Raw genomic sequence first — 20,934 nt, forward strand, 5'->3', positions numbered from 1 at the left:
TTAAAATTCTAAACCATTAAGAAATTAAGATTCATTAAGCCTGTAACCTTAATGAATCTTAATTTCTTAATGGTTTATTTTATTTTCAATACTTTATTTTAGTAGAAGTTTTTTTTGATAAAATCCACACAATTGAGGGTAGAACCATAAATAATAACAAAAATGCCAAATTTTTATTTTAGCCCCGATAGAAACGATATCCTTTTATGCTGGGGTTCAGCATAAAAGATATAGGGTATAGCGGGAACCATTCTTCCTAAAAATGCCCTTTGCCTTTGCTTCAAAAATTGACAGTTAAACTCCATTTTGTAACTCATTGTTTAAGAGTATTTTGAATGTTAAAAAACATCGATTTTAATTTAAATTTGATTTTTTGATTTTTTTAACTTTATATTTGCACCCGAATTAAGGTTGTGTTTTACTTTTTGAGAAAACACATTAAAAGGGAATTAGGTTTAAAACCTAAGCTGTTCCCGCAACTGTAAGCTATCAAGCTTGTTGTTATCTACAAACCACTGTTTCGAAGTTAGAAATTAGAAGTTAGAAGTTAAATACTTCATTCTTCTTACTTGTAACCTAAAATGGGAAGGTGAACAACAAGACGCAAGCCAGGAGACCTGCCTTTTTTCTTAACTAATATCGAACTTTCGGGAAAAAAGGTTCAGAAATTATGACTTTAAGAAAACTATTACTTAGCCTTTTCGTGTTAGTGTGCCAATTCATTTCGGCACAAAATGACTCTATAACCAATTTAAAAGAAGTTATAGTTTCCGACCGCACATTGTATTCAAACAATAAATCCCAATCAATTCAAGTGCTGAATGATTCGGTTATTAACAAAAATCAATCTTCTCTTTCCAGTTTACTAAACTATAACAGTGTGTTGTATTTCAAGGAATACGGGCGCGGAATGTTGTCTACCGTTTCTTTTAGAGGAACGACAGCCTCGCAAACAGCCGTGATTTGGAACGGAATAAATGTCAATTCGCAACTCAATGGTAGTGCCGATTTCAACACATTCACTGCTCCCGATTTCAATTCGATAAGTATCAAAGCCGGTGGAGGAAGTGTGAGTTATGGAAGCGGTGCCATTGGCGGGACCGTTCATTTGAACAATGATCTGGTTTTTAAAAATAAATTCGAAAATGATTTGCGATTGGACTATGGTAGCTTCAACACCATTAGTGTCAATTATAAAATTACGCTTTCCAACAAAAAATGGAGTACTCAAGTTGGATTTTCCAGAAACAGCTCGGATAATGATTATCCCTACATCAACCAATATACTTGGGATGGCATTCAACGAAAAAACGAAAATGGGCAATATGCTACGACCAATTTGTTTGCCAATGTAGGATACAAAATTAATCCCAATTCGGTTATTACCTTTTATAGCCAGAGTTCAAACACAGATCGAAATCTTTCTTTAATTTCAGAATCCGATTCGAAAACAAAATACGTCAACACTTTTAGTCGAAATCTTTTGGAATATTCAACCACCAAAGATCGTTTCAGCAGTAATTATAAAGTGGCTTATCTCACGGAACAATATCAATATTTTGAGAATATCGACAGCGATGATTTTAGTTTTGGAAAATCGGAATCATTTATCGCAAAAATGGATTTGGGTTACAAAGTGACGGAATCCATAAAGCTGAACGGAATTATAGATTACAATCGTACCAAGGGTTTTGGCACTAGTTTTGGTGATAACACCAGACAGATTGGGGCAATTGCTATAAAAGCGGTTCAGAAGTATAATGAAAAATGGCAAAATGAATTGGGCTTTAGGAAAGAAGTAAGCTCAGATTATGATAGTCCATTCTTATTTTCATTGGGTTCCTCTTATAAGTTCAATTCTTTTTATAATCTAAAAATCAATCTATCGAGAAACTTTAGAATTCCAACTTTCAATGATTTGTATTGGGAAACAGGTGGTAATCCCAATTTGAAACCGGAGAGTTCTTATCAAGCTGAGGTTGGGAATGTTTTTACGTATAAAAAATTCACCTTGTCCGAAACAGTTTATTTTATAAAAATAAGCGACTTGATTCGTTGGGCGCCTATGGATGGCAGTAATTGGTCGCCTGAAAATATAGATCGTGTCAATAGTTATGGTTCTGAAACGAATTTTGGGTGGTCTAGTTCTTATGGAAAAAATAATATTGCATTAAATGCCAGTTACGCCTACACCGTTTCCAAAAATGTAGCAACAGGAGAACAGCTGATTTATGTTCCGTATCATAAATTCAATTCGAATGTTTCTTATTCGTACAAAAAAATAGCAGCAACCTATCAGTTTCTATTTAATGGAGCGGTTACAACACCTTCTCAAAAATACCATTTAGTCAAAGAATATTGGGTTTCCAATTTGGGAGTCTATTACGATTTGGGAACTAAAAATACCTGCAAAATCGGTTTTCAGGCTTTGAACCTTTTTAATCAAAATTACCAAAGTATTTCTCAGCATTATATGCCAGGAAGAAATTTTATAATCAACCTAACCTTTAAATTTTAATAAAATGAAATTCAGTAAACTAGTTTTAACAACGCTAATCTTTTCCATATTTTTTGCATCATGTACCGATGATGACACAAAACAAGATATTCCTTTAGGAAGTTATGATAATGGCCTTTTGATTTTAAATCAAGGATTATTCCTGAATAACGATGCTTCAGTTTCTTATGTTTCTTCTGATTTTTCAATTGCGCAGAATGATATTTTTTCGGTAGTAAATCCTACTATAACTTTAGGAGATACAGGACAAGATGTTGGTTTTAACAATGAGTTGGCCTATATCGTTTTGAACGGAAGCAATAAAATAGAAATTGTAAATCGTTATACTTTAAAAAGTGTTGGAAGCATTAATTCAGGATTGAAGAATCCAAGATATATTGCTTTTGCAAATGGCAAAGGATATGTTACCAATTGGGGTGACGGAAGCGTTGCTACCGATGATTTTGTGGTTGTAATCGATTTAACAACAAATAAAGTAGCTAGTTCTATTCCTGTTATAGAGGGGCCTGAGAAGATTCTTTCGAATTCAGGAAAATTATATGTTGCTCATAAAGGAGGATTTAGTTATGGTAATAAAATTTCGGTTATAGATGCAACTACAAATGCTGTTTCTAACACTATTACTGTAGGCGATGTCCCAGAAAGTATGGAGGTAAAAGATGGCACTTTATGGGTTGCTTGCTCTGGTAATCCAAGTTATGTTAAGGCTCCTTTGGTAGAAACTGCGGGTCAAATTGTGAAAGTGAATTTGTCTACCAATAAGGTTGCAAGTACAATTACCTATTCGGATGCTACAAAACATGTATCGAATTTGGCATTGAATGGAAGCGATGTGTATTATACTATCGATTCGGATATTTATAAAATGAGTACTTCAGCAACTGCATTGCCAACAACTTCAGCATTTAGTACTACAGCACAAGGAGTTTATGGTGTGTATAGTTTTGCAGTTCATGGAAACCATATTTATGTGGGTGACGCAGGCGATTATACACATAATGGAAAAGTATATGTTTATGCGTTAACAGCACCATCAATTGGTACATTAGAAAAAACATTGACAGTTGGAGTTATTCCAGCGGGTTTTTATTTTAATGACTAGTTTTTAGGTTTTAGTTTTGAAAAAAAAAGAGGCTTTCAGTGATGAAAGCCTTTTTTGAGTTATTTAGTATTTGTTTTATTTATTCCAAAGATTTTAAAAGCCCTTCTGGCACTTTTTCAATATACATTTGATTTTGTACGCCATTTATTGATTTTGAATCTTCAAAATGAGGAAATATTTTACCTGAACTCTTTTTAATCATTTTGGCTGTTCCTGTAATTTTACCAATGGCTGTACTCAATAATGGATCTGATATAGCACCTAATACACCCATATTGGCAACATTTTCTAGGAGTACATAATCGGGATCTAAGCCATTAACATAATCCCCAAAATCATTTGCATTTACTATTTTCAAAACTAGTGGTTGCATCGCATATCGATGATTCGGATTACGTTTGGTTTTACCAAAAGTTGGCGAATCATAAATGGTAATTGATCCCACATTTTTTCCTGTTGTTTTATCTCCAATTTGAACCACATCTATATAAGGTTTCAAACCATTTATCACCAACTCGCTAGCCGAAGCAGTACTTTTTGATGTCAATATGTATATTTTGTTACGGTTTAAACTGTTTATAGGAATACCATCAATAGTGTTTGTAAACAAATTTTTTAATGCTTCTGGATCTTCTGACTCATAAAATGCATTGATCTTATCGTTCCAACGTTGTTTAGAAAATACTTTGTCTGTAAATTGTCCCGTTATCATACTCGCTAATCGTGTAGCAGATTGAACAGAACCACCGGAATTGTATCTGAGGTCTAAAACAAAGTCCGTTATACCTTGCGATTTTAGTGTGCCAAAAGCATCATTAAGTGGAATGTCATAATTGGGATAAAAGCCATTGTACATTAAATATCCTATTTTGTGACCTCCTGTTTCTATTACATTATTTACTAATATTGGATTCTCGGCAAGCTCCGTTTTTGTTAATTGAACTGATTTTCCGTTTGGTGTAATTTTTCCACTATCATAATCCGCTAGATTTAAAGTATAACTTTCTGAATTTAACAATAAAGAAATATAATTAGATCTGTTCAATTGTACTCCATTAACGCCATAAAAAATATCGCCACGTTTGATGTCTTTTTTGGACGCATCTGAATTGGGGATGATGTAACGTACGTATCCAAAAATATCATCGGAACTTGAAGATTTAAGGTAGAGACCAAAATCCATACCATCATTTTTTGTAGTTCCTTGAAGCATCCCTTCCAGTTCTAAATAATCACTTACAATCCAACTGAAACGGTCAACAGCTTCTCCTTTTTTAGGATATAAACTTACTGGCTTGTTTAACAAACTTTGGAATAATGTTTCCGGTTTTGGATATCCACTCAAAAAAGTATTTAATTCCGATTGATTAGCAAATCTTTTGTCGGCCAAATTTGGCACCTCAGCTTGCCACAAATAATATAAATTAAGACCTTTCCAAATGAAATCATTCACTTCTAATGAAGCTGGTGGTGCTACATCATCCATGTCTTCACAACTCTGAAAAGTAATGAGAGCTATGAATGCTAAAAGCGTAATTTTGAAAGTTGTCTTCATATTGGTTTTGGTTGTAAGTATACAACGCAAAAATACTAACTTTAGTTTAATTTTATTTTTTTTGTAACAAATATAATTGTGCCTCGTCTTGATTGTATAACCGAGTTAATGAAACCATTTTTATGAACCAAAACGAATTTGTGCATTTAATCAATCCATTCAAAGATAAGCTCTTTCGATTGGCAAAGCGATTACTCGTGAGCACAGAGGAAGCAGAAGATGCTACTCAAGAAATTTTGGTGAAATTATGGAGTAAAAATGAGAACTTAGATTCATATAACAGTGTTGAAGCAATGGCAATGACAATGACAAAAAATTATTGTTTGGATCAATTAAAATCAAAACGGGCCAGTAATCTTAAAATTGTGCATACTAATTTTACAGACAGGGAACCTAGTTTAGAAAAAAAAGTAGAAGATACAGATAGTTTGGATTGGGTAGAAAAATACATCAACCAATTGCCTGAACAACAGCGGTTAATAATACAATTGCGTGATGTAGAGCAATGCGAATTTGAAGAAATCGCTAAAATACTAGAAATGAATGAAACTGCTGTACGCGTAGCACTTTCAAGAGCAAGAAAAACAATTAGAGAATACATGTTAAAAACACATCGTTATGGAGTTCAATAAAATAGAAGTACTTTTAGAAAAATACTTTGAAGGAGAAACCAGTATTGCAGAAGAAACAGAGTTGAAAAACTATTTTTCATCAGCCAATGTAGCGACTCATTTAGAACAATACAAAGCCATATTTGGGTATTTTGAAGTTTCAAAAGCACAAAAGCTTACTAAAAAACCGCTTTTTGTTTCAAGAAAACGAAAAATAAATTGGCTAGCAATAGCAGCATCTATTGTTGTGTTACTGGGAATTGGAACGTACACCTATAACAATATGCATATTGCTAAAGAAAGTAAGGAATTAGGAACTTATGATAATCCAGAAGAGGCTTTACAGGCTACCCAAAAAGCATTGGCAATGTTATCGACTCATGTAAATGTAGGTGTAGAAAGTATTCAATATATCAAAGTTTATGAAGTAACCAAAGAAAAAGTATTTGTTGAATAAAAGGAACAAATGTCATGATTAACCAATTAAGTTCTTGCGTGAGGGATGGCAGTGGAGCTCTTTTTTGATACCGTTTTTTTTTACGGGATCAAAAAAAGCGGGAACGTACAGCCCGACCCGAAGTTTTTACGCAGGGACACGCCCAAAAGATTTTAAAAAGTAGTTGAAGAAAATAAAAATATTAAAAAATAAAGCGAGAGTGATTCTAGAGCATTCAAGCCGAGTAAGTTGAATTGAAATTTTAAAAATAATCATTAAATCAAAATAAAATGAAGAAGTTAATAATCACATTAGTAGTAGTATTGGTATCAAGTCCGTTTTTTGCACAAGGAGCATTTGATAAATTTGACGGACAAGATGATGTAACGTCAATAGTTGTAAATAAAAAAATGTTCGAATTGATGAGTAAAGTAAAAGTAGACACTTCGGATAAAGAGGCGCAACAATACATGAACTTGATCAAGAAATTGGATAATTTGAAAGTGTTTACTACTCAAAGTGTCCGTGTTGAAGGCGAAATGAAAGCTACAGCGGATAAATACATTAAAACTGCAGGTTTGGAAGAATTGATGCGTGTGAATGACAAAGGCAGAAACATCAAAATCATGGTAAAATCTGGAGCCAAAGACACCCAAATAAAAGAATTGTTAATGTTTATTGAAGGTGGCAAAGAGGAAGATACGGTTTTGATGTCATTGACAGGAGACTTTGATTTGAATGAAATCTCTGTATTGACAGACAAAATGAGAATTCCTGGAGGTGATGATTTGAAAAAAGCAACAAAAGGTAAAAAGTAAAATGAGAATCCTATTATTTTTAATCACACTGTTACTCAGTTTGATTTTGGGAAGTTGCAACTCGGAGCCTACTTTGCAAAAATATTTTGTAGAAAATACAGAGAACAAGGACTTTATTGCCTTGGATATTTCCTCAAACATTTTGAATCTTGACAAAGCAAAATTAACGGTGGCCCAAAAGGAAGCCTTGCATTCTTTTGACAAAATAAATGTTTTAGCCTTTAAATTGAATGCTAATAACAAAACTCAATTTGAAACAGAACGTGCCAAGGTTAATTTGATTCTGAAAGACACCGTTTATCAACAATTAATGAAATTTGGTTCTGGAAAAGAAGGAGCTTCTGTAAGTTATGTAGGATCAGACGATCACATCAATGAATTTGTCTTTTTTGCTAATAAAAAAGATGCTGGTTTTGCTGTCGTGAGAGTTTTAGGAAAAGATATGAACCCAACGAATATTATGAATATGATTTCGGTTTTGCAAGAATCCAAAATAGATTTGGAACAATTGAAACCCTTGCAGGAATTGATAAAAAAATAGGTTTGAATTTAATTTTAAAAAAGCGTTTCGATTGATTTCGGAGCGCTTTTTTTATGGCATATCAATACTCACTTCATTTTTTTTCAATCTTAAGGTTTAAAAAAATGTTGTATATTTAAATTTATAAGTTTAAATTTGTTGTAATACTTTAAACCTATAGGTTGATGAAAAATACAAAGCAACAATTAATATTAGATCAAACGGATAGAAAATTAATTACTTTTCGTTCGCTTCAATCGGTTATTATACCACCAAAAGGTTGGATTAATACTTTTCGGACTGCCTTGAAAATGTCATTGCGGCAATTGGGAAATAGAATGAATTTTACCGCTCAAAACATTAAACAAATGGAAGAGCGTGAGGTAAATGGGACTATTTCTATTAATTCTTTGCAGCAAGTGGCTCGTGCTTTGGATATGAAATTGGTTTACGGTTTTGTGTCAAAACACGAAAGTTTGGAACAAATGATTGAGAAAAGAGCTAATGAAATTGCTCGTGAAATTGTAATGCGAACAAATAATTCCATGACGTTGGAGGACCAGCAAAATTCTGAGGAACGCATCAAAAAAGCTATTGCCCAAAAAACGGTTGAGATTAAAAATGAAATGCCAAAGTATTTATGGGATTAAAGATTAACTACATTCAAGGTCAAACAGAACTCAATGAGGACGAAAAAGATGGGCTTTTAATTAAATCCATTACAATACGTGAAGAGTTGAATGAGTTTGAGCAACAAAATATAGAGAAAGCAATTCAATGGACATTTGGTCGGAAATTGAAAAAAGAACAATTGCTTTCAGAGAAATTCATAAAAGAACTTCATAAGAAAATGTATGGCGATGTTTGGAAATGGGCAGGGGAATTTAGAAAATCAGAAAAAAATATTGGAGTAAAAAGTTATTTAATTGCTACTGAATTAAGAATACTATTAGATGACTGCTTGTTTTGGATTGATAATAATGTTTACCAACAAGAAGAAATAGCAGTTCGTTTTAAACACAGATTGGTAAGTATCCATTGTTTTGCAAATGGTAATGGGAGGCATTCTAGACTTATAGCAGACTTAATAATGGAGAAATTATTTGTTGGTTCTTTCTTTTCTTGGGGAGGAAATAATTTAGTAAATCAAACGGATTCAAGATTAAATTATATAATGGCTATTAAATTGGCAGATGCAAATAAAATTGAACCTTTGATTGAATTTGCAAAATCATGATGTAATAACAGTTACATCTATTTTAGTCCAATAAGCTTATACATTAATAAGCGTCAGAAATTCTCGCATATATTTTAAATTAAAACTCTCGCAAAGGCGCAAAGGCGCAAAGTGATTCGTCCGACCTTAGCGCATTAGCGAGAAAAAAGCTTAACCCTATTTACCCTTGGGAGAAAAACTTCAAACCAGAAAAGTATTTGGGTTAATTTATATTTGGGTTTGAATTTAATTTTAAAAAAGCGTTTCGATTAATTTCGAGACGCTTTTTTTATGGTAATTTTTGATTAGAATTTGTAAACTCTATCCAATCGTTTGGAGTGTTTAAATTTTTTAGAATACAGGAATCGATTACTGCTATTCTTGTTATTTTGAAAGGGTTTATTTTTTTGATTTCCAAATCCAATCGGCTGTTTTGGTCAGTTGGATTTAGCAAAAGAAGAGGGTTCCAAAAATCAGAATGTAATTTTATAGGATGGCCATTTTTGTGTTCAAAATTGGGAAGTACAATTTGGTTTTGAGCTTCGATAATATTTTGTAGTTCGTTAGAATTTAATATTGGAACATCAATAGGACTAATCAGAACTGATTTGTTTTTGGGTATTTGCTGTAAAACAGTCTGAAGAGTGGAGAAAGAACCTTGTTCTGGTTTCTTATTTATTACAACTCTTATTTTTAAATTTTTATAAAGAACAAAATGCGATTTCGCTTCTGAAAACGAAGGGATTTTGTTTAAATATTCTTCGTAATTATGCCCAAGTCCAATAAAAACATCTGTAATTGTTGAAGCCGAAATACGGTTTAATTGTTCCAAAATCCAAAAATTTTCCTTGTATAGTAGCAAGCCTTTTGCCATACCCATTCGTTCAGATTTTCCACCAGCCAACAATACAAATACGGTATTATTTTCCATAATAGACTTTCAATAATTCGGAGGCGACACTAATGGCGATTTCTTTAGGGGAATTACCTCCCAAATCCAACCCAATTGGGCAATGAACCGAGGAAATACCTGCTTTGTAATTCAATTCATTTATCAGTAAGTTATTGAATTTGTTTTTCTTGGTTTTGCTGCCAATCAATCCAATGTATTTGGTTGGTTGATGCAAAGCCAAAGCCGTAATTTCAAAATCGAGTTTATGATCGTGCGTCAAAATAACCACATAACAATTGGATCCCCAATTTATAGTTTGTTTATAAAAGTCGAAAGGAACGGAACTGTAAGAAACGGTTTGATCAATTTCGATAGTGTCTTTCCAATTTTCTCGAGTATCCAGAAGTGTAATAGAAAATGGAGTGTCTTTTAGAACATTGCATATAGCAACACCTATATGACCTGCGCCAAATAAGTATAATTCTGGGGATTGATTCATGGGTTCAATAATTAATTCTACTTTTCCGCCGCAACATTGTTCAAATTCGGGGCCTAAAGTATAAGTGGACTCGATAATTTTATTTTCTTTTATAGCACGAACCGCTTCATCAATTACTTGAAATTCTAATTTTCCTCCGCCAATGGTTCCATAGATTTCTTTTTGAAGGGTAACAATCATTTTAGAAGCTACTCTGCAAGGAGCCGAACCAAGAATTTTGGTTACAGTAACGAGTGCAATGGGTTTCTTTTTACTTTTAAAATCGTGTAATAGTTCAATCCAATTGTTCATTAAGAATAGGTATTCGTTGAGGATTTTTTATTTATAACTAAATTAAACAATAGAATTGTCCGCAAAACTTATCCCGTATTTTTTGCCAAAGATTTCACAGATTTCACAGATTTTTGTAGTGTCAGAAAGGAATCTGTGAAAATCGATTTAATCTGTGGCTAATTTTATTGATTTAGTATTGCTTTGGTTAGGCCTATTAAACTAGATCGTAATCGCTTAACGGTAAATTGTAATATCGTTTTCCTGTTAGTTTAAATATCGCATTGATTATAGCAGGTGCAATAACAGGAACACCTGGCTCCCCTACTCCAGTTGGTTTTTCGATGCTATCAACAATTTCGACATGCACTTTGGGGGCTTCGTTCATTCGAATCATTCGATAATCACTATAGCTATTTTGTTCGATAGCGCCATCCTTAGCCGTAATTTTCCCGTAGTATGCTAATGACATCCCAAAGATAGCAGCTCCTTCTAATTGGGCTTTTATGGTATCTCTATTGACAGCCGTTCCGCAATCAATAACCGTATAAATGTTATGAACTTTTACTTTATCATCAATCATAGAAACTTCGACTACCGAGGCAACGTAGGAATAAAAACTATATTGAACCGCAAGTCCGTATGCATGTCCTTTGGGTAATGGTCTTCCCCAGTTGGCATTTTTGGCTGCCTTCTTTAAAACATTTTTGAGGCGAGCCGTATTGTATTTAATAGGATCTTTAGTGTCTTCGATACGATCCGCTCCAATTAATTTCAATCGGAATTCCAAAGGATCTTGTTTGGCTGCATGTGCCAATTCATCGGCAAAAACATTGATAGAAAATCCGTGTAGAATATTGATTACCGATCTCATCCAGCCAATTCGAACCATTGCAGGAGCTTTTGCCGATTCAATTTTCATGTTTTTTATATCAAAAGGAACATCTGCAGCTGTGGCAATTTCCCAACCTGCAGGATATTCAGTTCCAGGCTGAAAGGTTGATGCAATCGAAGGAAAAGCAGAACGGTGTAACCAACCGGTAACATTACCTTGATTGTCTAGCGATGCTTTCATATATTGAGAACTCACTGTGTGATAGTAACCATGTTTTATGTCATCTTCCCGTGTCCAAACAACTTGAACTGGAGCATTAATTGCTTTAGAAACCATGACAGCTTCTACAATATAATCTGGTTTTGATTTACGACCAAAGCCACCTCCAAGAAACGTTACATTTATAGTGACTTTATCAATTGTAGTTCCTAAATATGTAAATACTTCTTCTCTTGCTGTTTGTGGAGATTGGGTTGGAGCCCAAACTTCGCACGTATCTCCTTGCACCCACGCCACAGAATTAGGAACCTCCATAGGTGCATGTGCTAGATGTGGTAATTGAAAAGTACTTTCAACCACTTTTGCTGCTTCCTTAAAAGCTTTACTTATATCCCCCGTTTCTTTTTCAACCTTTCCCGATTTATGTACCCTTTCTGTCAATTCGGTTCTATAGGCATCCGAATCATAACTTTCATTTTTGCTGTAATTCCATTGTATTTCGAGCGCTTCTTTTCCTTTAAAAGCAGCCCAAGTATTCGAAGCGATTACAGCAACACCTCCCAGAGGTCCAAAAGGTCTTTCGATTCTTGGAATTTCGATAACATCCTCAACACCGCTAATTTTCATGGCAGCAGTTTTGTTAAAAGATTTGACGGTCCCAAAGGTAACGGGACATCTGGCAATAGCCACAACTTTCATGTTGGGTAAGCGTTTATCAAGACCGTAAATGGCACTTCCGTTTGAAAATTCTTTAACGTCGATACTTTTTAGGGTTTTGCCAATGTATTTGAAATCTTTTGGTTTTTTGTAAGTGATATTTGTTGGAACGGGTAATGTTTTTACTAAATCTACTAATTCTCCAAATCCTATTTTTTTTCCACTAGTATGAATAATAAAGTGATTTTGGGCGGTACATTCACTTTCAGGAACTTGCCATGTTTTTGCAGCAGCAGTAATCAACATCATTCGGGTCATTGCCCCCATTGTACGCATGGTTTCGTAAAAATCAGTTACACTTCTGGAACCATCTGTATTTTGATCCCCATATTTGGCATCTCCAACAGCTTGTTTTACTTTGACTCTTTTCCAATCAACTTCCATTTCATCAGCAACGATAGATGTCATGGAAGTTCGTACTCCATTCCCCATCTCGGATCGCGAGCAAACTATAAAAAGACTTCCATCCGAATTTAATTGAACGAATAGATTGGGATTGAATTCGGCTATGTTTCCATCTTCGGTTTCATTAGAAAATAAAGTATAATTACAAGCTAAGATTAACCCTCCTGAAGCTAATCCAACATTTTTTATAAAAGTTCTTCTACTTATGTTTTGAATTTCACCCATGACTATCGTTGTTTTTTAAGTGAAACAGTATGCTTAATGGCATTTTTGATGCGTTGGTACGTTCCACAACGGCAAATATTTCCACTCATCGAATCATCAATATCAGCATCCGATGGATTTGTATTGGAATTAAGTAAAGAAGTAGCGGTTATCAATTGCCCTGGTTGGCAATAGCCGCATTGAGGAACATTAAATTCTTCCCACGCTTTTTGCAATAATTGTAAATTTTCAGAGGTCCCTTCAATAGTAGTTATGCTTTTCCCAATAACGGTTGAAACAGGAGTCAGACATGAATAAGTTGCCACATTATCAATCAATACTTTGCAAGCACCACAGGCACCAATTCCGCATCCAAATTTAGTTCCTGTAAGTCCAATACTATCACGAATAGCCCAAAGCAATGGCATTTCGGGATCTACATCGAGACTGTATTTCTTTTTATTGATAATAAGTGTAATCATTTGAATGTGATTTTTGCAATTAAGAAGCTGAAAGTTACTATTATTTTTAAACTTTACACTAGGTTTTAAATTAGGATTTTGGGTATTGCTTTTTTTTACAAAAAAAAAAAAAAACAGTAACTGAAATTTGGTTACTGTTAATTGAGTCTTATTGAAAGTCTTGTTTAAAATGTTATTTACTTATACTATGATATCGCTCAATACTTTTTTTCGAAATTTGGGAAAGTTTGTATTTAACGAAAAGTTTGTCGAAATACAGCTTTGATTTTTTAAAATTTTTATTTTCATAATAATAATTGCCAAGCGATTCGAACAATTCAAGGGATTCGTATCCTTTATCGACTATGCGTTCGTATGTTTTGTCAACATCAACAAGTATGTATTTTTGTTTGCTTACACTATCATAACGCACAGTCTGAGAATTGGCATTTGTGATTCCTAAAAACAAAAAGCCAAAACAAAAAAATAAAATCAGTTTAATAGATGAAGTTTTTACAAAATTTTTCATGGGCTACTTTTTCGACAGAACCAAATTTACAACACACTGTATTTTTGACTATTAACGTTTTTATTCCAGTAATATTGTACTCTTCAAATTATTATTAAAAGTATCTAGATTCTGAAAAAAAATGTTAACCCTATAATTAATAACAGTTTAGACCCAAATAAAAATGGGACAAAGAAGAATATTTCTTCTTTGTCCCATCTAGTGACCACGGTGGGATTTGAACCCACACGCCCTTGCGAGCACCAGCCCCTCAAGCTGGCAAGTCTACCGTTTCTCCACGTGGCCTTTAAAAAAAAAAGGTCAAGTAATAAATTACTCGACCTTTTGTGACCCGACTGGGGCTCGAACCCAGGACCCCATCATTAAAAGTGATGTGCTCTACCAACTGAGCTATCGAGTCAATGCTTCAAGAAAATTATGTGTTGATCACTAAAATTGTGACCCGACTGGGGCTCGAACCCAGGACCCCATCATTAAAAGTGATGTGCTCTACCAACTGAGCTATCGAGTCATATTCTTTCCTTGAATGCGGGTGCAAATATAAGGACTTTTTTTCGAAGTTTCCAAGCATTTTTATTATAAATTTGTCTTTTTTAATCAAATAATCTTAACGCCTTAATTTGTAGAGGCTTATTCAAATGAAAAAAATCATATTATTAGGGTATATGGGTTGCGGGAAGTCGACAATTGCCAATAAGCTATCAGGAAAGATTCAAATTCCGTATGTTGATTTGGATGAATTTATAGAAAAAAAAACAAATTTGACCATAAATCAAATTTTCGAGAACCATGGAGAGATCTATTTTAGAAAATTAGAGCACACTTATTTTGTCGAATTATTGAATCTTCCAGAGGAGTTAATTATTGGTTTAGGAGGAGGAACTCCTTGTTATGCCAATAATCATGAATTATTAAAAGGAGATCCTGTGACATCAATTTACTTAAAAGCTTCTATTGATACTTTATATAAAAGATTAGCATCAAATAAAGCCAAAAGACCTCTTATTGCTGATAAAAATGAGGAAGAGATGCGAGAGTTTATTGCAAAACATCTGTTTGACAGAAGCTTTTATTACAACCACGCTCAATATAAAGTGAACGTGGATGATAAAACCATTGAAGAAACGGTAAATGACATATTAAATCTACTAACTTAACGTAGCGTAGCTTTCACCGTTTTTTTCAAAAACAACATCTACATGTTCTAAAAGAGAAGTAGAAAGTGATATTCCTTTAAAATCGGCTTTAATAGGGTATTTTTTGTGATTTCTATCGACAAGTACCGCTGTTTTAAACTTTTTTAAAGGAACATCTAAAAAATGTCTGACAGCATATATTAATGTAGTTCCAGAACTCAACACATCATCTACAAGAATCAATCCTTTGTTACTGTACTGTTCTTTTGTCAAAGATGTAGTAATAGGCAATTGAGGATTCTGTTTATCTACGTGTACCTCACATAATGAAATCTTGGCAGGCGAAATAGAAGCTAATGATTGCGCGATTTTTTCAGCAAAAACAAAACCATTTCTAGTAATACCCGCAATTACAATTTCATCATCATCTACAAAAGTTTCATAGATTTGATATGCAATTCTTTTGATAGTATGCTCTATTTGTTGATTCGTTAGGATGATATTTTTACTCATGGCATTATAATTTTTGTTTTTTTCAAAGATAAAAAAGTTAGAAGAAATTAAGTTATTAAATCCAATTCTAAAATTGGAGGCCTAATAAACTAGTCTGTTTCATCTTCTTCTATTATTTCATTTCCAAATTCATCAATATCTCTTCTGTCTTTTTTGGTAGGCCTTCCTGTTCCGTTTTTTCTATAATGCTCTTTAGATAATTTTAATAATTCTAAGTGTGCATAAGCTTCCAGTGGCGTTTCATTTTTCCTGTAAATATCAACAAGTTTAGCCCCTACTCGATTATCAGGAATATCAAGTACGGTAATAATTTGTGTGATTTGGTCTTTTCTAAAAGTAATTCTATCGGTAGGAAAAACTTCTTTCGATGGTTTGGCAACGAGGCCATTTACGGTAATATGATTTTTTTTACACGCTTCGGTTACCATGTTTCTGGTCTTGTAATACCGAACACACCATAAATATTTGTCTATTCTCATGAATTTTCTAAAAACGAAGTTAAATACTTTACAAAAGTAAATCATTAATGTATATTTGCGACTTAAACTACACCAAATAATGAGCAAAATTAAGTTTTATTTTATTTTTTTGATCGCTACTGTCATTTCAATAAGTTCATGTAACAAAGATGATAATAATACGGTTGCAACTCCACCTAAACCCTATGCTGAACAATATAATTTAGACATTGTAGCCATAGAAGATTATTTAAAAACAAATTATATTAGCGAAGTAGTAAATCATCCTGGTTTTCCAGATGATCAAGATGTTACTATTAAGAAAATTACAGATGCTGCTATTCAACCCTCTTTATATTCTTATTTGAATAGCCCTACCCTACCAAGATTAACAAGTAGAAATGTAAGTCTACATTCCATTACGTATAAAGTATACACTCTTGTCATTAGGGAAGGTGTAAAAGGAGGAACGCCAGTTTCTGGAGGTGAATATCCTTGTAATGTTGATGGTGTTTTTGCAGGTTACAAAGGAACATTATTGGACGGAACGGTCTTTGACTCCTCTAATAATGGTCAAACATTGTTCAACCTGGACGGTACAAGTCATGATGGAGGTTCCGGTGTTATTCGTGGTTGGTCAGAAGGTTTTCCTCAATTTAAAACAGGTTGGCTTACTTCTAACACAAACGGGACTGTGTCTTACAATGATTTTGGTGTAGGTGTAATGATTCTTCCTTCTGGTCTAGGATATTATAACAGTAGCCAAACAAAAATCCCTGCTTATTCTCCTTTGGTATTTAGCATAAAATTATATGCATTAAAGAGATACGATCACGATTTAGATGGCATTCCTTCTTTTCAGGAAGATTTAAATGGGGATAGATACATGAACAGTTTTGCAACAGGTGTTCCTAATCCAGATGATACAGATGAAGACGGAATTCCTAATTTCATAGATTTTGATGATGATGGAGATGGTTATGCCACAAGAGGAGAGATCAAAGACATAAATGGAAAGTATTATCCATTTGAAAGTATTCCGGACTGTTCTGGGAAAATACCTAACGATCCAAAGAAAAAAAGACATTTAGATAAAGAATGCCACTTTATGAATCAATAATACTGACATATAGATTACAAAAAAACTGCCCTCAAAAGTATCTTACTCTTGAGGGCAGTTTATTTTTACAACGAGATGGGATTTTTTATTTATAGCGAAAGATTATTTCGTTTTTATAAAATGCAACAACCACAACAATCGATTTAGTCTATTTAAGCATTTACAACAAGGTTACTTTAACGCAAAACGAAATACAATAAAGCCTCTAATTTCAAACTATATCTGCAGGCAATAAAACACTTTTGAAAAATCGATTACCACAACTAAAACGAAACATTCAAACCTACATTAAGCATCCATTGAAATTGATTAAAAGATTGATTTTCTAATGGATTGATGTAATAATTCATCCCCGGTTCAATGAAAAACTTGGTTTTTTTATAGATTTCATATTGCAATGTACTGCTCAACAAAGTTCCATACACATATTCATTTACATTATTATTTTCACCTATAGAATTTCCATTCAATGTAATATCATTGGAGATTAACTTTCCAACAAAACCTCCCGTATTCATAGTGATATTTGCTTTCTTTCTGTTCAAAAGAGCATAAGAAATTTCTAAAGGCATTTCGAAATACTTTAAATTTTGCTTAACATTTCCTTTCTCAAAACCAGTATCTGCATTCGAATTGGAAGCAAACAAATACCCTTCATTGTTTGATATAGAAACTAATTCATAATTACTTTTGGATAAATTTGTTAAATTGACATCACTTGCAATTGGTAATGAACCCATTACCAAGCCTGAATAACTTTGTTGATTGTAATACGAAACTCCATCGATTTTTTGACCTAGTTCATTTATTTCAAAACCAGAACTAACCCCCCATTTTTTGTTTAATTTATACTTAGTTTTTACACCGTAACCCGAAGTTTGTTGAGATGCCACAGTATTCCCCAATGCTTTTTGATTGTTATAATTCTGAGAACTCATCACTCCAGCAAACACTTGAAGAGACCATTTATCTATTGTTTCAGAAACCTTTTCTTTTGTTTTTTTGGTCTTTTCTTTATCCAATTGTACTAAAGCATTTTCTAATTGAGCCACTTCTGAATTGATTTTATTTAGCGAATCTTTAGAATTTGTTGTTATTGCTTTTGAATTATTGAAATTTGATTTTGAAACGGTAGTGTTTCTGATGTTTTCAACTATTTTCGCATTCCTATTTGAATTACTAACATGGATAGACTTATCAATTGCTAATTCTGATTTTGAAATTGCATCTTCATTTGTTACCATTTCTTTATTGCTATTCGAAACTAAAATGGTATTATTTTGATCTCTTAAAGCAACTTTTGTATTATTTTTTGAATTAATAACTAGAACAGATTTTTCAATTAATAGCTTTGATTTAAAGGCAGCTGCTGTTAAATTTTGATTCACAACTAATGCATTAGATTTTGAATCTTCTTTACCATTTTGATTCAAATTATTAAGTCCTAAATCTTTTTCCGTTTTAGAAGAATTATTGGAAACTATGGCAATTTGATTATTGGAATGTATTTGGTTTTTATTTAAACTGACTTTAGCCTTTTCTTTAGCACTACTCTCTTTGTTTTCTTTTTTAGCGCTTTTGTTATTAGAATTACTACTATTTTGTAAACTCTTATTATTATTCTTATCCAATTTTTCCTTTGAATTGTCTTGTAAAACAACTTCATTAGTATTATTTTCCAAATTTAATTCAAGATCATTTTGCTGATTGGAATTAAAATACAAAGCAGTAGAAACGGCAAGTCCAACCAATAAACTGGCCGCAATCGACCACCAGATGATAGCACGTTTTTTCTTTTTTGGCTTATCTAATTGTGTTTCTATTTTATCCCATAATTCAGGCGGTGGAATACTGGAGTAGTTTTCCAATGAAGAAAAAATAGATTTTGCTTTTTTATTTTTCATGCAATTTTAAAATTTAAGACCATCAAAATTCTTTTTTTCAAAATACCTTTGGCTCTATTCAAATTTGATTTTGATGTGCCTTCGGTAATTTCAAGTAGCTTAGCAATTTCTTTATGTTTCATTTTCTCAAACACAAATAAATTGAAAACCATTCGGTATTGATCTGGCAATTCTTGTATGTATTCTAACAACTTGTTTTGTTCGATGGGAACTAATTCTAATTCCTCTTCTTCTATAATATCCGTATCAAAAACATCTAGAAACAAAACATCTTTTTTTCTTTTTTTGAGCGTTTCCAAAAGTTTATTGATAAAAATTCTCTTGATCCAACCTTCAAAACTTCCTTCAAATTTGAATTGCTCCATTTTTTGAAAAGCAATAACAAAAGCTTCTTGAAAAACATCTTTGGCATCGTCTTCATTTCGCATATACTTCAGACACAGTCCATATAAAACAGGAGAAAACAGCTGATAAATTTTCAGCTGTGCTTCCCGGTCGTTTTCGACACACTTTCGAATATATGTTTCTAAATTTTCTTTCAAGAAATAAGATTGAAAAAGTTATTTTTTTCTTTTGAATGCTATTCGATTCTCTTTATCAATTGAATCTCTAAATGCAATTTTTTGATTGTTTTGAAAAATATTTTCTGCATTAAAATTTGCAAAGTCATCCTCAATAAAAATAGGCATAACTTCTTTAGTTTTGTCAAAATTGTTTACGGTTTTCTTAAGAGGTTTCGTTTCACCTAAATCTGTAAAAATAAAAATTTTCCAAGCCCAACTGTTCATAATCTCTTTTTTATTCCATTTGACCTTTCCATTATAATCAGAAGTACAGCTGCAAAAAGTAAAAATCACGAACAGAATTATAATTGAATTTTTCATATTTTCAAAATAGTTTAAAGATTATACAGCGACTATGATTTTGATTATCACCATTTATTTTTACAATCCTAAGAAAACCGTATTAAAACAGATTTTTAAATTTTACCTTTCAACTCAACAATCTTGTCCTGAATAATTTTCTTAAAAGCTAAAATGTTTTCATTTTGATCTACAGAATTATTATTATCCAAAAATACCTTTGTTACAACATCTCCTTGATGCAATTCAAAATATACTCCACCTTGGTCAGCTGAGTCTGGTGATCCAAATGTTTTAGTCTGACCTTTCAAATTTTTAATCTCTACAGGAATTTTAGAATAAAAACTGGCCAAATCATCTTTATACGCCAATGATTTATAACGTAATTCATTAAAATCATACAAACCATAGGTTACATTCAGATAACGAAGTACCTTTTGACTATCCATCCTGAAAAAAGTTAAACACTCATTTCCAACGCATTGACCATAATAAGTCCCAATAACTATATAATCATTATTTTTATACACCTTTTGAAAAGCAATTGGTTTATTCGATTTTGGAAGCACTACATAATCGGACGGGTAAGTCAACAAGGTTGTTACCACTTCATCTTTTTTAGGCTCCGTTTCAAAATACTGCACTACAATTTGGCAGTCATCTTCTTGAATGGATTGGATTTTTATTCCGAATCCTCCTGTAGGTTTTGGTCCTGCAAAAAGGCCCAGAATTCTTTTTTGAGTAAAATCTGGAAGAGCAACATTAACCGTTGGGCAAGTATTGAATATTTTCAAAAGATCTTCGTTCGAGTTTATAATCACGAAGGATGATTGTTTTGGATTTTCTTTCAAAAGGCCACAATACGAAAAACTTTCGAAAGGAGTATTGGAAACTGCCCCACAATTTTGGACAGCATCATTTGTCATATCTGTACAAGAAAAAAAAACAACAGTAACAAACAGTAGTAAAAAATATTTATTCATAATTCATTAAGTTTAAGTATAACGATAAGATTAGCAAATAGAAAAAAGGTTGCGTTGTTTTAAAAAAAAAGGTTTTACTTTATTTAAAAGAAATTAAAATAATTGTGAAATATCAATTTAAAAAATTAAGTACTACGTATTAATGCGTAC

General features: G+C 32.8%; 22 protein-coding genes, 3 tRNA genes and 1 riboswitch. Of the genes, 10 read left to right on the top strand and 15 right to left on the bottom strand.

Annotated elements, in window-relative coordinates; translation table 11 throughout:
- Positions 1-391: 391 nt before the first annotated feature.
- Positions 392-640, top strand: a riboswitch (cobalamin riboswitch).
- Positions 641-670: 30 nt separating this feature from the next.
- Both OZP06_RS02430 and OZP06_RS02435 read left to right on the top strand, forming a co-directional pair.
- On the top strand, positions 671-2,518 hold the full coding sequence (locus tag OZP06_RS02430) for a TonB-dependent receptor (protein WP_269223532.1): 1,848 nt from the start codon (positions 671-673) through the stop codon (positions 2,516-2,518).
- Between the two features lie 4 nt (positions 2,519-2,522).
- Positions 2,523-3,620, top strand: a complete 1,098-nt coding sequence (locus OZP06_RS02435; RefSeq protein WP_269223533.1) for a DUF5074 domain-containing protein — start codon at positions 2,523-2,525, stop codon at positions 3,618-3,620.
- Positions 3,621-3,699: 79 nt separating this feature from the next.
- Here the strand turns inward: OZP06_RS02435 and OZP06_RS02440 are convergent, their stop codons facing one another.
- Positions 3,700-5,175, bottom strand: a complete 1,476-nt coding sequence (locus OZP06_RS02440; RefSeq protein WP_269223534.1) for a S41 family peptidase — start codon at positions 5,173-5,175, stop codon at positions 3,700-3,702.
- 122 nt (positions 5,176-5,297) lie between these two features.
- On the opposite strand from OZP06_RS02440, the gene OZP06_RS02445 reads away from it, so the two are divergent.
- The 6 genes from OZP06_RS02445 to OZP06_RS02470 all read left to right on the top strand — a co-directional run bounded on the left by OZP06_RS02445 (position 5,298) and on the right by OZP06_RS02470 (position 8,797).
- Positions 5,298-5,807, top strand: a complete 510-nt coding sequence (locus OZP06_RS02445) for a sigma-70 family RNA polymerase sigma factor (protein ID WP_281239084.1) — start codon at positions 5,298-5,300, stop codon at positions 5,805-5,807.
- Positions 5,794-6,243, top strand: a complete 450-nt coding sequence (locus OZP06_RS02450) for a hypothetical protein (RefSeq protein ID WP_269223535.1) — start codon at positions 5,794-5,796, stop codon at positions 6,241-6,243. Before OZP06_RS02445 ends, OZP06_RS02450 begins: the two co-directional genes overlap by 14 nt.
- A gap of 269 nt (positions 6,244-6,512) precedes the next feature.
- Positions 6,513-7,040, top strand: coding sequence for a DUF4252 domain-containing protein (locus OZP06_RS02455; RefSeq protein ID WP_281324189.1), 528 nt, complete (start codon positions 6,513-6,515; stop codon positions 7,038-7,040).
- Position 7,041: 1 nt separating this feature from the next.
- Positions 7,042-7,581 carry a DUF4252 domain-containing protein gene (locus OZP06_RS02460; RefSeq protein ID WP_269223536.1) on the top strand — a complete coding sequence of 180 codons (540 nt, stop codon included), beginning with the start codon at positions 7,042-7,044 and terminating at the stop codon, positions 7,579-7,581.
- Between the two features lie 164 nt (positions 7,582-7,745).
- Positions 7,746-8,210 carry a mobile mystery protein A gene (locus tag OZP06_RS02465; protein ID WP_269223537.1) on the top strand — a complete coding sequence of 155 codons (465 nt, stop codon included), beginning with the start codon at positions 7,746-7,748 and terminating at the stop codon, positions 8,208-8,210.
- Positions 8,201-8,797 (top strand): mobile mystery protein B, encoded by a 597-nt coding sequence (locus OZP06_RS02470; protein WP_269223538.1) that lies wholly within the window; start codon positions 8,201-8,203, stop codon positions 8,795-8,797. The genes OZP06_RS02465 and OZP06_RS02470 overlap by 10 nt, the downstream gene beginning before the upstream one ends.
- 268 nt (positions 8,798-9,065) lie before the next feature.
- On the opposite strand, the gene OZP06_RS02475 is transcribed toward OZP06_RS02470, so the two are convergent.
- The 8 genes from OZP06_RS02475 to OZP06_RS02510 all read right to left on the bottom strand — a co-directional run bounded on the left by OZP06_RS02475 (position 9,066) and on the right by OZP06_RS02510 (position 14,318).
- A complete protein-coding gene (locus tag OZP06_RS02475; RefSeq protein WP_269223539.1) occupies positions 9,066-9,707 on the bottom strand; it encodes an NTP transferase domain-containing protein in 642 nt (213 codons plus the stop codon).
- Positions 9,697-10,458, bottom strand: coding sequence for a xanthine dehydrogenase accessory protein XdhC (gene xdhC / locus OZP06_RS02480; protein ID WP_269223540.1), 762 nt, complete (start codon positions 10,456-10,458; stop codon positions 9,697-9,699). The genes OZP06_RS02475 and xdhC overlap by 11 nt, the downstream gene beginning before the upstream one ends.
- Before the next feature lie 196 nt (positions 10,459-10,654).
- Positions 10,655-12,838: a molybdopterin cofactor-binding domain-containing protein gene (locus tag OZP06_RS02485; protein WP_269223541.1), complete on the bottom strand. Its 2,184-nt coding sequence runs from the start codon at positions 12,836-12,838 to the stop codon at positions 10,655-10,657.
- Between the two features lie 2 nt (positions 12,839-12,840).
- Positions 12,841-13,299, bottom strand: coding sequence for a (2Fe-2S)-binding protein (locus tag OZP06_RS02490; protein ID WP_269223542.1), 459 nt, complete (start codon positions 13,297-13,299; stop codon positions 12,841-12,843).
- A 172-nt stretch (positions 13,300-13,471) separates the two neighbouring features.
- The gene (locus OZP06_RS02495; protein WP_269223543.1) at positions 13,472-13,807 is read right to left on the bottom strand and encodes a hypothetical protein; all 336 of its coding nucleotides are present in this window, start codon (positions 13,805-13,807) and stop codon (positions 13,472-13,474) included.
- 202 nt (positions 13,808-14,009) lie between these two features.
- A tRNA-Leu gene (locus tag OZP06_RS02500) sits at positions 14,010-14,092 on the bottom strand.
- Between the two features lie 42 nt (positions 14,093-14,134).
- Positions 14,135-14,207: transfer RNA gene (locus tag OZP06_RS02505), tRNA-Lys, on the bottom strand.
- A 38-nt stretch (positions 14,208-14,245) separates the two neighbouring features.
- Positions 14,246-14,318: transfer RNA gene (locus tag OZP06_RS02510), tRNA-Lys, on the bottom strand.
- Positions 14,319-14,445: 127 nt separating this feature from the next.
- Between OZP06_RS02510 and OZP06_RS02515 the strand changes: the two genes are divergently transcribed.
- On the top strand, positions 14,446-14,964 hold the full coding sequence (locus OZP06_RS02515) for a shikimate kinase (RefSeq protein WP_281324190.1): 519 nt from the start codon (positions 14,446-14,448) through the stop codon (positions 14,962-14,964).
- Here OZP06_RS02515 and OZP06_RS02520 read toward each other — a convergent pair.
- Together OZP06_RS02520 and OZP06_RS02525 are read right to left on the bottom strand one after the other, a co-directional pair.
- Entirely contained in the window at positions 14,956-15,456 is a 501-nt protein-coding gene (locus OZP06_RS02520) for a phosphoribosyltransferase family protein (protein WP_269223544.1), read from the bottom strand. The two genes, OZP06_RS02515 and OZP06_RS02520, sit on opposite strands and share 9 nt — an antisense overlap.
- An 89-nt stretch (positions 15,457-15,545) precedes the next feature.
- The gene (locus OZP06_RS02525) at positions 15,546-15,935 is read right to left on the bottom strand and encodes a S4 domain-containing protein (protein ID WP_269223545.1); all 390 of its coding nucleotides are present in this window, start codon (positions 15,933-15,935) and stop codon (positions 15,546-15,548) included.
- 79 nt (positions 15,936-16,014) lie between these two features.
- Between OZP06_RS02525 and OZP06_RS02530 the strand changes: the two genes are divergently transcribed.
- Complete coding sequence (locus tag OZP06_RS02530) at positions 16,015-17,034, top strand: FKBP-type peptidyl-prolyl cis-trans isomerase (RefSeq protein ID WP_281324191.1); 1,020 nt, start codon at positions 16,015-16,017, stop codon at positions 17,032-17,034.
- A gap of 263 nt (positions 17,035-17,297) precedes the next feature.
- Here the strand turns inward: OZP06_RS02530 and OZP06_RS02535 are convergent, their stop codons facing one another.
- The 4 genes from OZP06_RS02535 to OZP06_RS02550 form a co-directional block, all read right to left on the bottom strand.
- Positions 17,298-18,938, bottom strand: a complete 1,641-nt coding sequence (locus tag OZP06_RS02535; protein WP_269223547.1) for a hypothetical protein — start codon at positions 18,936-18,938, stop codon at positions 17,298-17,300.
- Positions 18,935-19,480: a sigma-70 family RNA polymerase sigma factor gene (locus OZP06_RS02540; protein ID WP_281239069.1), complete on the bottom strand. Its 546-nt coding sequence runs from the start codon at positions 19,478-19,480 to the stop codon at positions 18,935-18,937. The genes OZP06_RS02535 and OZP06_RS02540 overlap by 4 nt, the downstream gene beginning before the upstream one ends.
- A gap of 18 nt (positions 19,481-19,498) precedes the next feature.
- The gene (locus tag OZP06_RS02545; protein ID WP_269223549.1) at positions 19,499-19,822 is read right to left on the bottom strand and encodes a hypothetical protein; all 324 of its coding nucleotides are present in this window, start codon (positions 19,820-19,822) and stop codon (positions 19,499-19,501) included.
- Positions 19,823-19,917: 95 nt separating this feature from the next.
- Positions 19,918-20,784 carry a protease complex subunit PrcB family protein gene (locus OZP06_RS02550; protein ID WP_281324192.1) on the bottom strand — a complete coding sequence of 289 codons (867 nt, stop codon included), beginning with the start codon at positions 20,782-20,784 and terminating at the stop codon, positions 19,918-19,920.
- Between the last annotated feature and the right edge of the window lie 150 nt (positions 20,785-20,934).

It is taken from the genome of Flavobacterium sp. IMCC34518 (assembly GCF_027111095.2).
Taxonomy (GTDB): Bacteria; Bacteroidota; Bacteroidia; order Flavobacteriales; family Flavobacteriaceae; genus Flavobacterium; species Flavobacterium praedii.

Excerpts from the sequence above, each read along its gene's own strand:
- OZP06_RS02470 (WP_269223538.1), top strand. The coding sequence starts at position 8,201 with ATGGGATTAAAGATTAACTACATTCAAGGTCAAACAGAACTCAATGAG.
- OZP06_RS02550 (WP_281324192.1), bottom strand. The coding sequence starts at position 20,784 with ATGAATAAATATTTTTTACTACTGTTTGTTACTGTTGTTTTTTTTTCT.
- OZP06_RS02455 (WP_281324189.1), top strand. The coding sequence starts at position 6,513 with ATGAAGAAGTTAATAATCACATTAGTAGTAGTATTGGTATCAAGTCCG.
- OZP06_RS02475 (WP_269223539.1), bottom strand. The coding sequence starts at position 9,707 with ATGGAAAATAATACCGTATTTGTATTGTTGGCTGGTGGAAAATCTGAA.
- xdhC (WP_269223540.1), bottom strand. The coding sequence starts at position 10,458 with ATGAACAATTGGATTGAACTATTACACGATTTTAAAAGTAAAAAGAAA.
- OZP06_RS02490 (WP_269223542.1), bottom strand. The coding sequence starts at position 13,299 with ATGATTACACTTATTATCAATAAAAAGAAATACAGTCTCGATGTAGAT.
- OZP06_RS02520 (WP_269223544.1), bottom strand. The coding sequence starts at position 15,456 with ATGAGTAAAAATATCATCCTAACGAATCAACAAATAGAGCATACTATC.
- OZP06_RS02485 (WP_269223541.1), bottom strand. The coding sequence starts at position 12,838 with ATGGGTGAAATTCAAAACATAAGTAGAAGAACTTTTATAAAAAATGTT.
- OZP06_RS02460 (WP_269223536.1), top strand. The coding sequence starts at position 7,042 with ATGAGAATCCTATTATTTTTAATCACACTGTTACTCAGTTTGATTTTG.
- OZP06_RS02435 (WP_269223533.1), top strand. The coding sequence starts at position 2,523 with ATGAAATTCAGTAAACTAGTTTTAACAACGCTAATCTTTTCCATATTT.
- OZP06_RS02535 (WP_269223547.1), bottom strand. The coding sequence starts at position 18,938 with ATGAAAAATAAAAAAGCAAAATCTATTTTTTCTTCATTGGAAAACTAC.
- OZP06_RS02445 (WP_281239084.1), top strand. The coding sequence starts at position 5,298 with ATGAACCAAAACGAATTTGTGCATTTAATCAATCCATTCAAAGATAAG.
- OZP06_RS02515 (WP_281324190.1), top strand. The coding sequence starts at position 14,446 with ATGAAAAAAATCATATTATTAGGGTATATGGGTTGCGGGAAGTCGACA.
- OZP06_RS02525 (WP_269223545.1), bottom strand. The coding sequence starts at position 15,935 with ATGAGAATAGACAAATATTTATGGTGTGTTCGGTATTACAAGACCAGA.
- OZP06_RS02545 (WP_269223549.1), bottom strand. The coding sequence starts at position 19,822 with ATGAAAAATTCAATTATAATTCTGTTCGTGATTTTTACTTTTTGCAGC.
- OZP06_RS02465 (WP_269223537.1), top strand. The coding sequence starts at position 7,746 with ATGAAAAATACAAAGCAACAATTAATATTAGATCAAACGGATAGAAAA.
- OZP06_RS02530 (WP_281324191.1), top strand. The coding sequence starts at position 16,015 with ATGAGCAAAATTAAGTTTTATTTTATTTTTTTGATCGCTACTGTCATT.
- OZP06_RS02450 (WP_269223535.1), top strand. The coding sequence starts at position 5,794 with ATGGAGTTCAATAAAATAGAAGTACTTTTAGAAAAATACTTTGAAGGA.
- OZP06_RS02430 (WP_269223532.1), top strand. The coding sequence starts at position 671 with ATGACTTTAAGAAAACTATTACTTAGCCTTTTCGTGTTAGTGTGCCAA.
- OZP06_RS02440 (WP_269223534.1), bottom strand. The coding sequence starts at position 5,175 with ATGAAGACAACTTTCAAAATTACGCTTTTAGCATTCATAGCTCTCATT.
- OZP06_RS02495 (WP_269223543.1), bottom strand. The coding sequence starts at position 13,807 with ATGAAAAATTTTGTAAAAACTTCATCTATTAAACTGATTTTATTTTTT.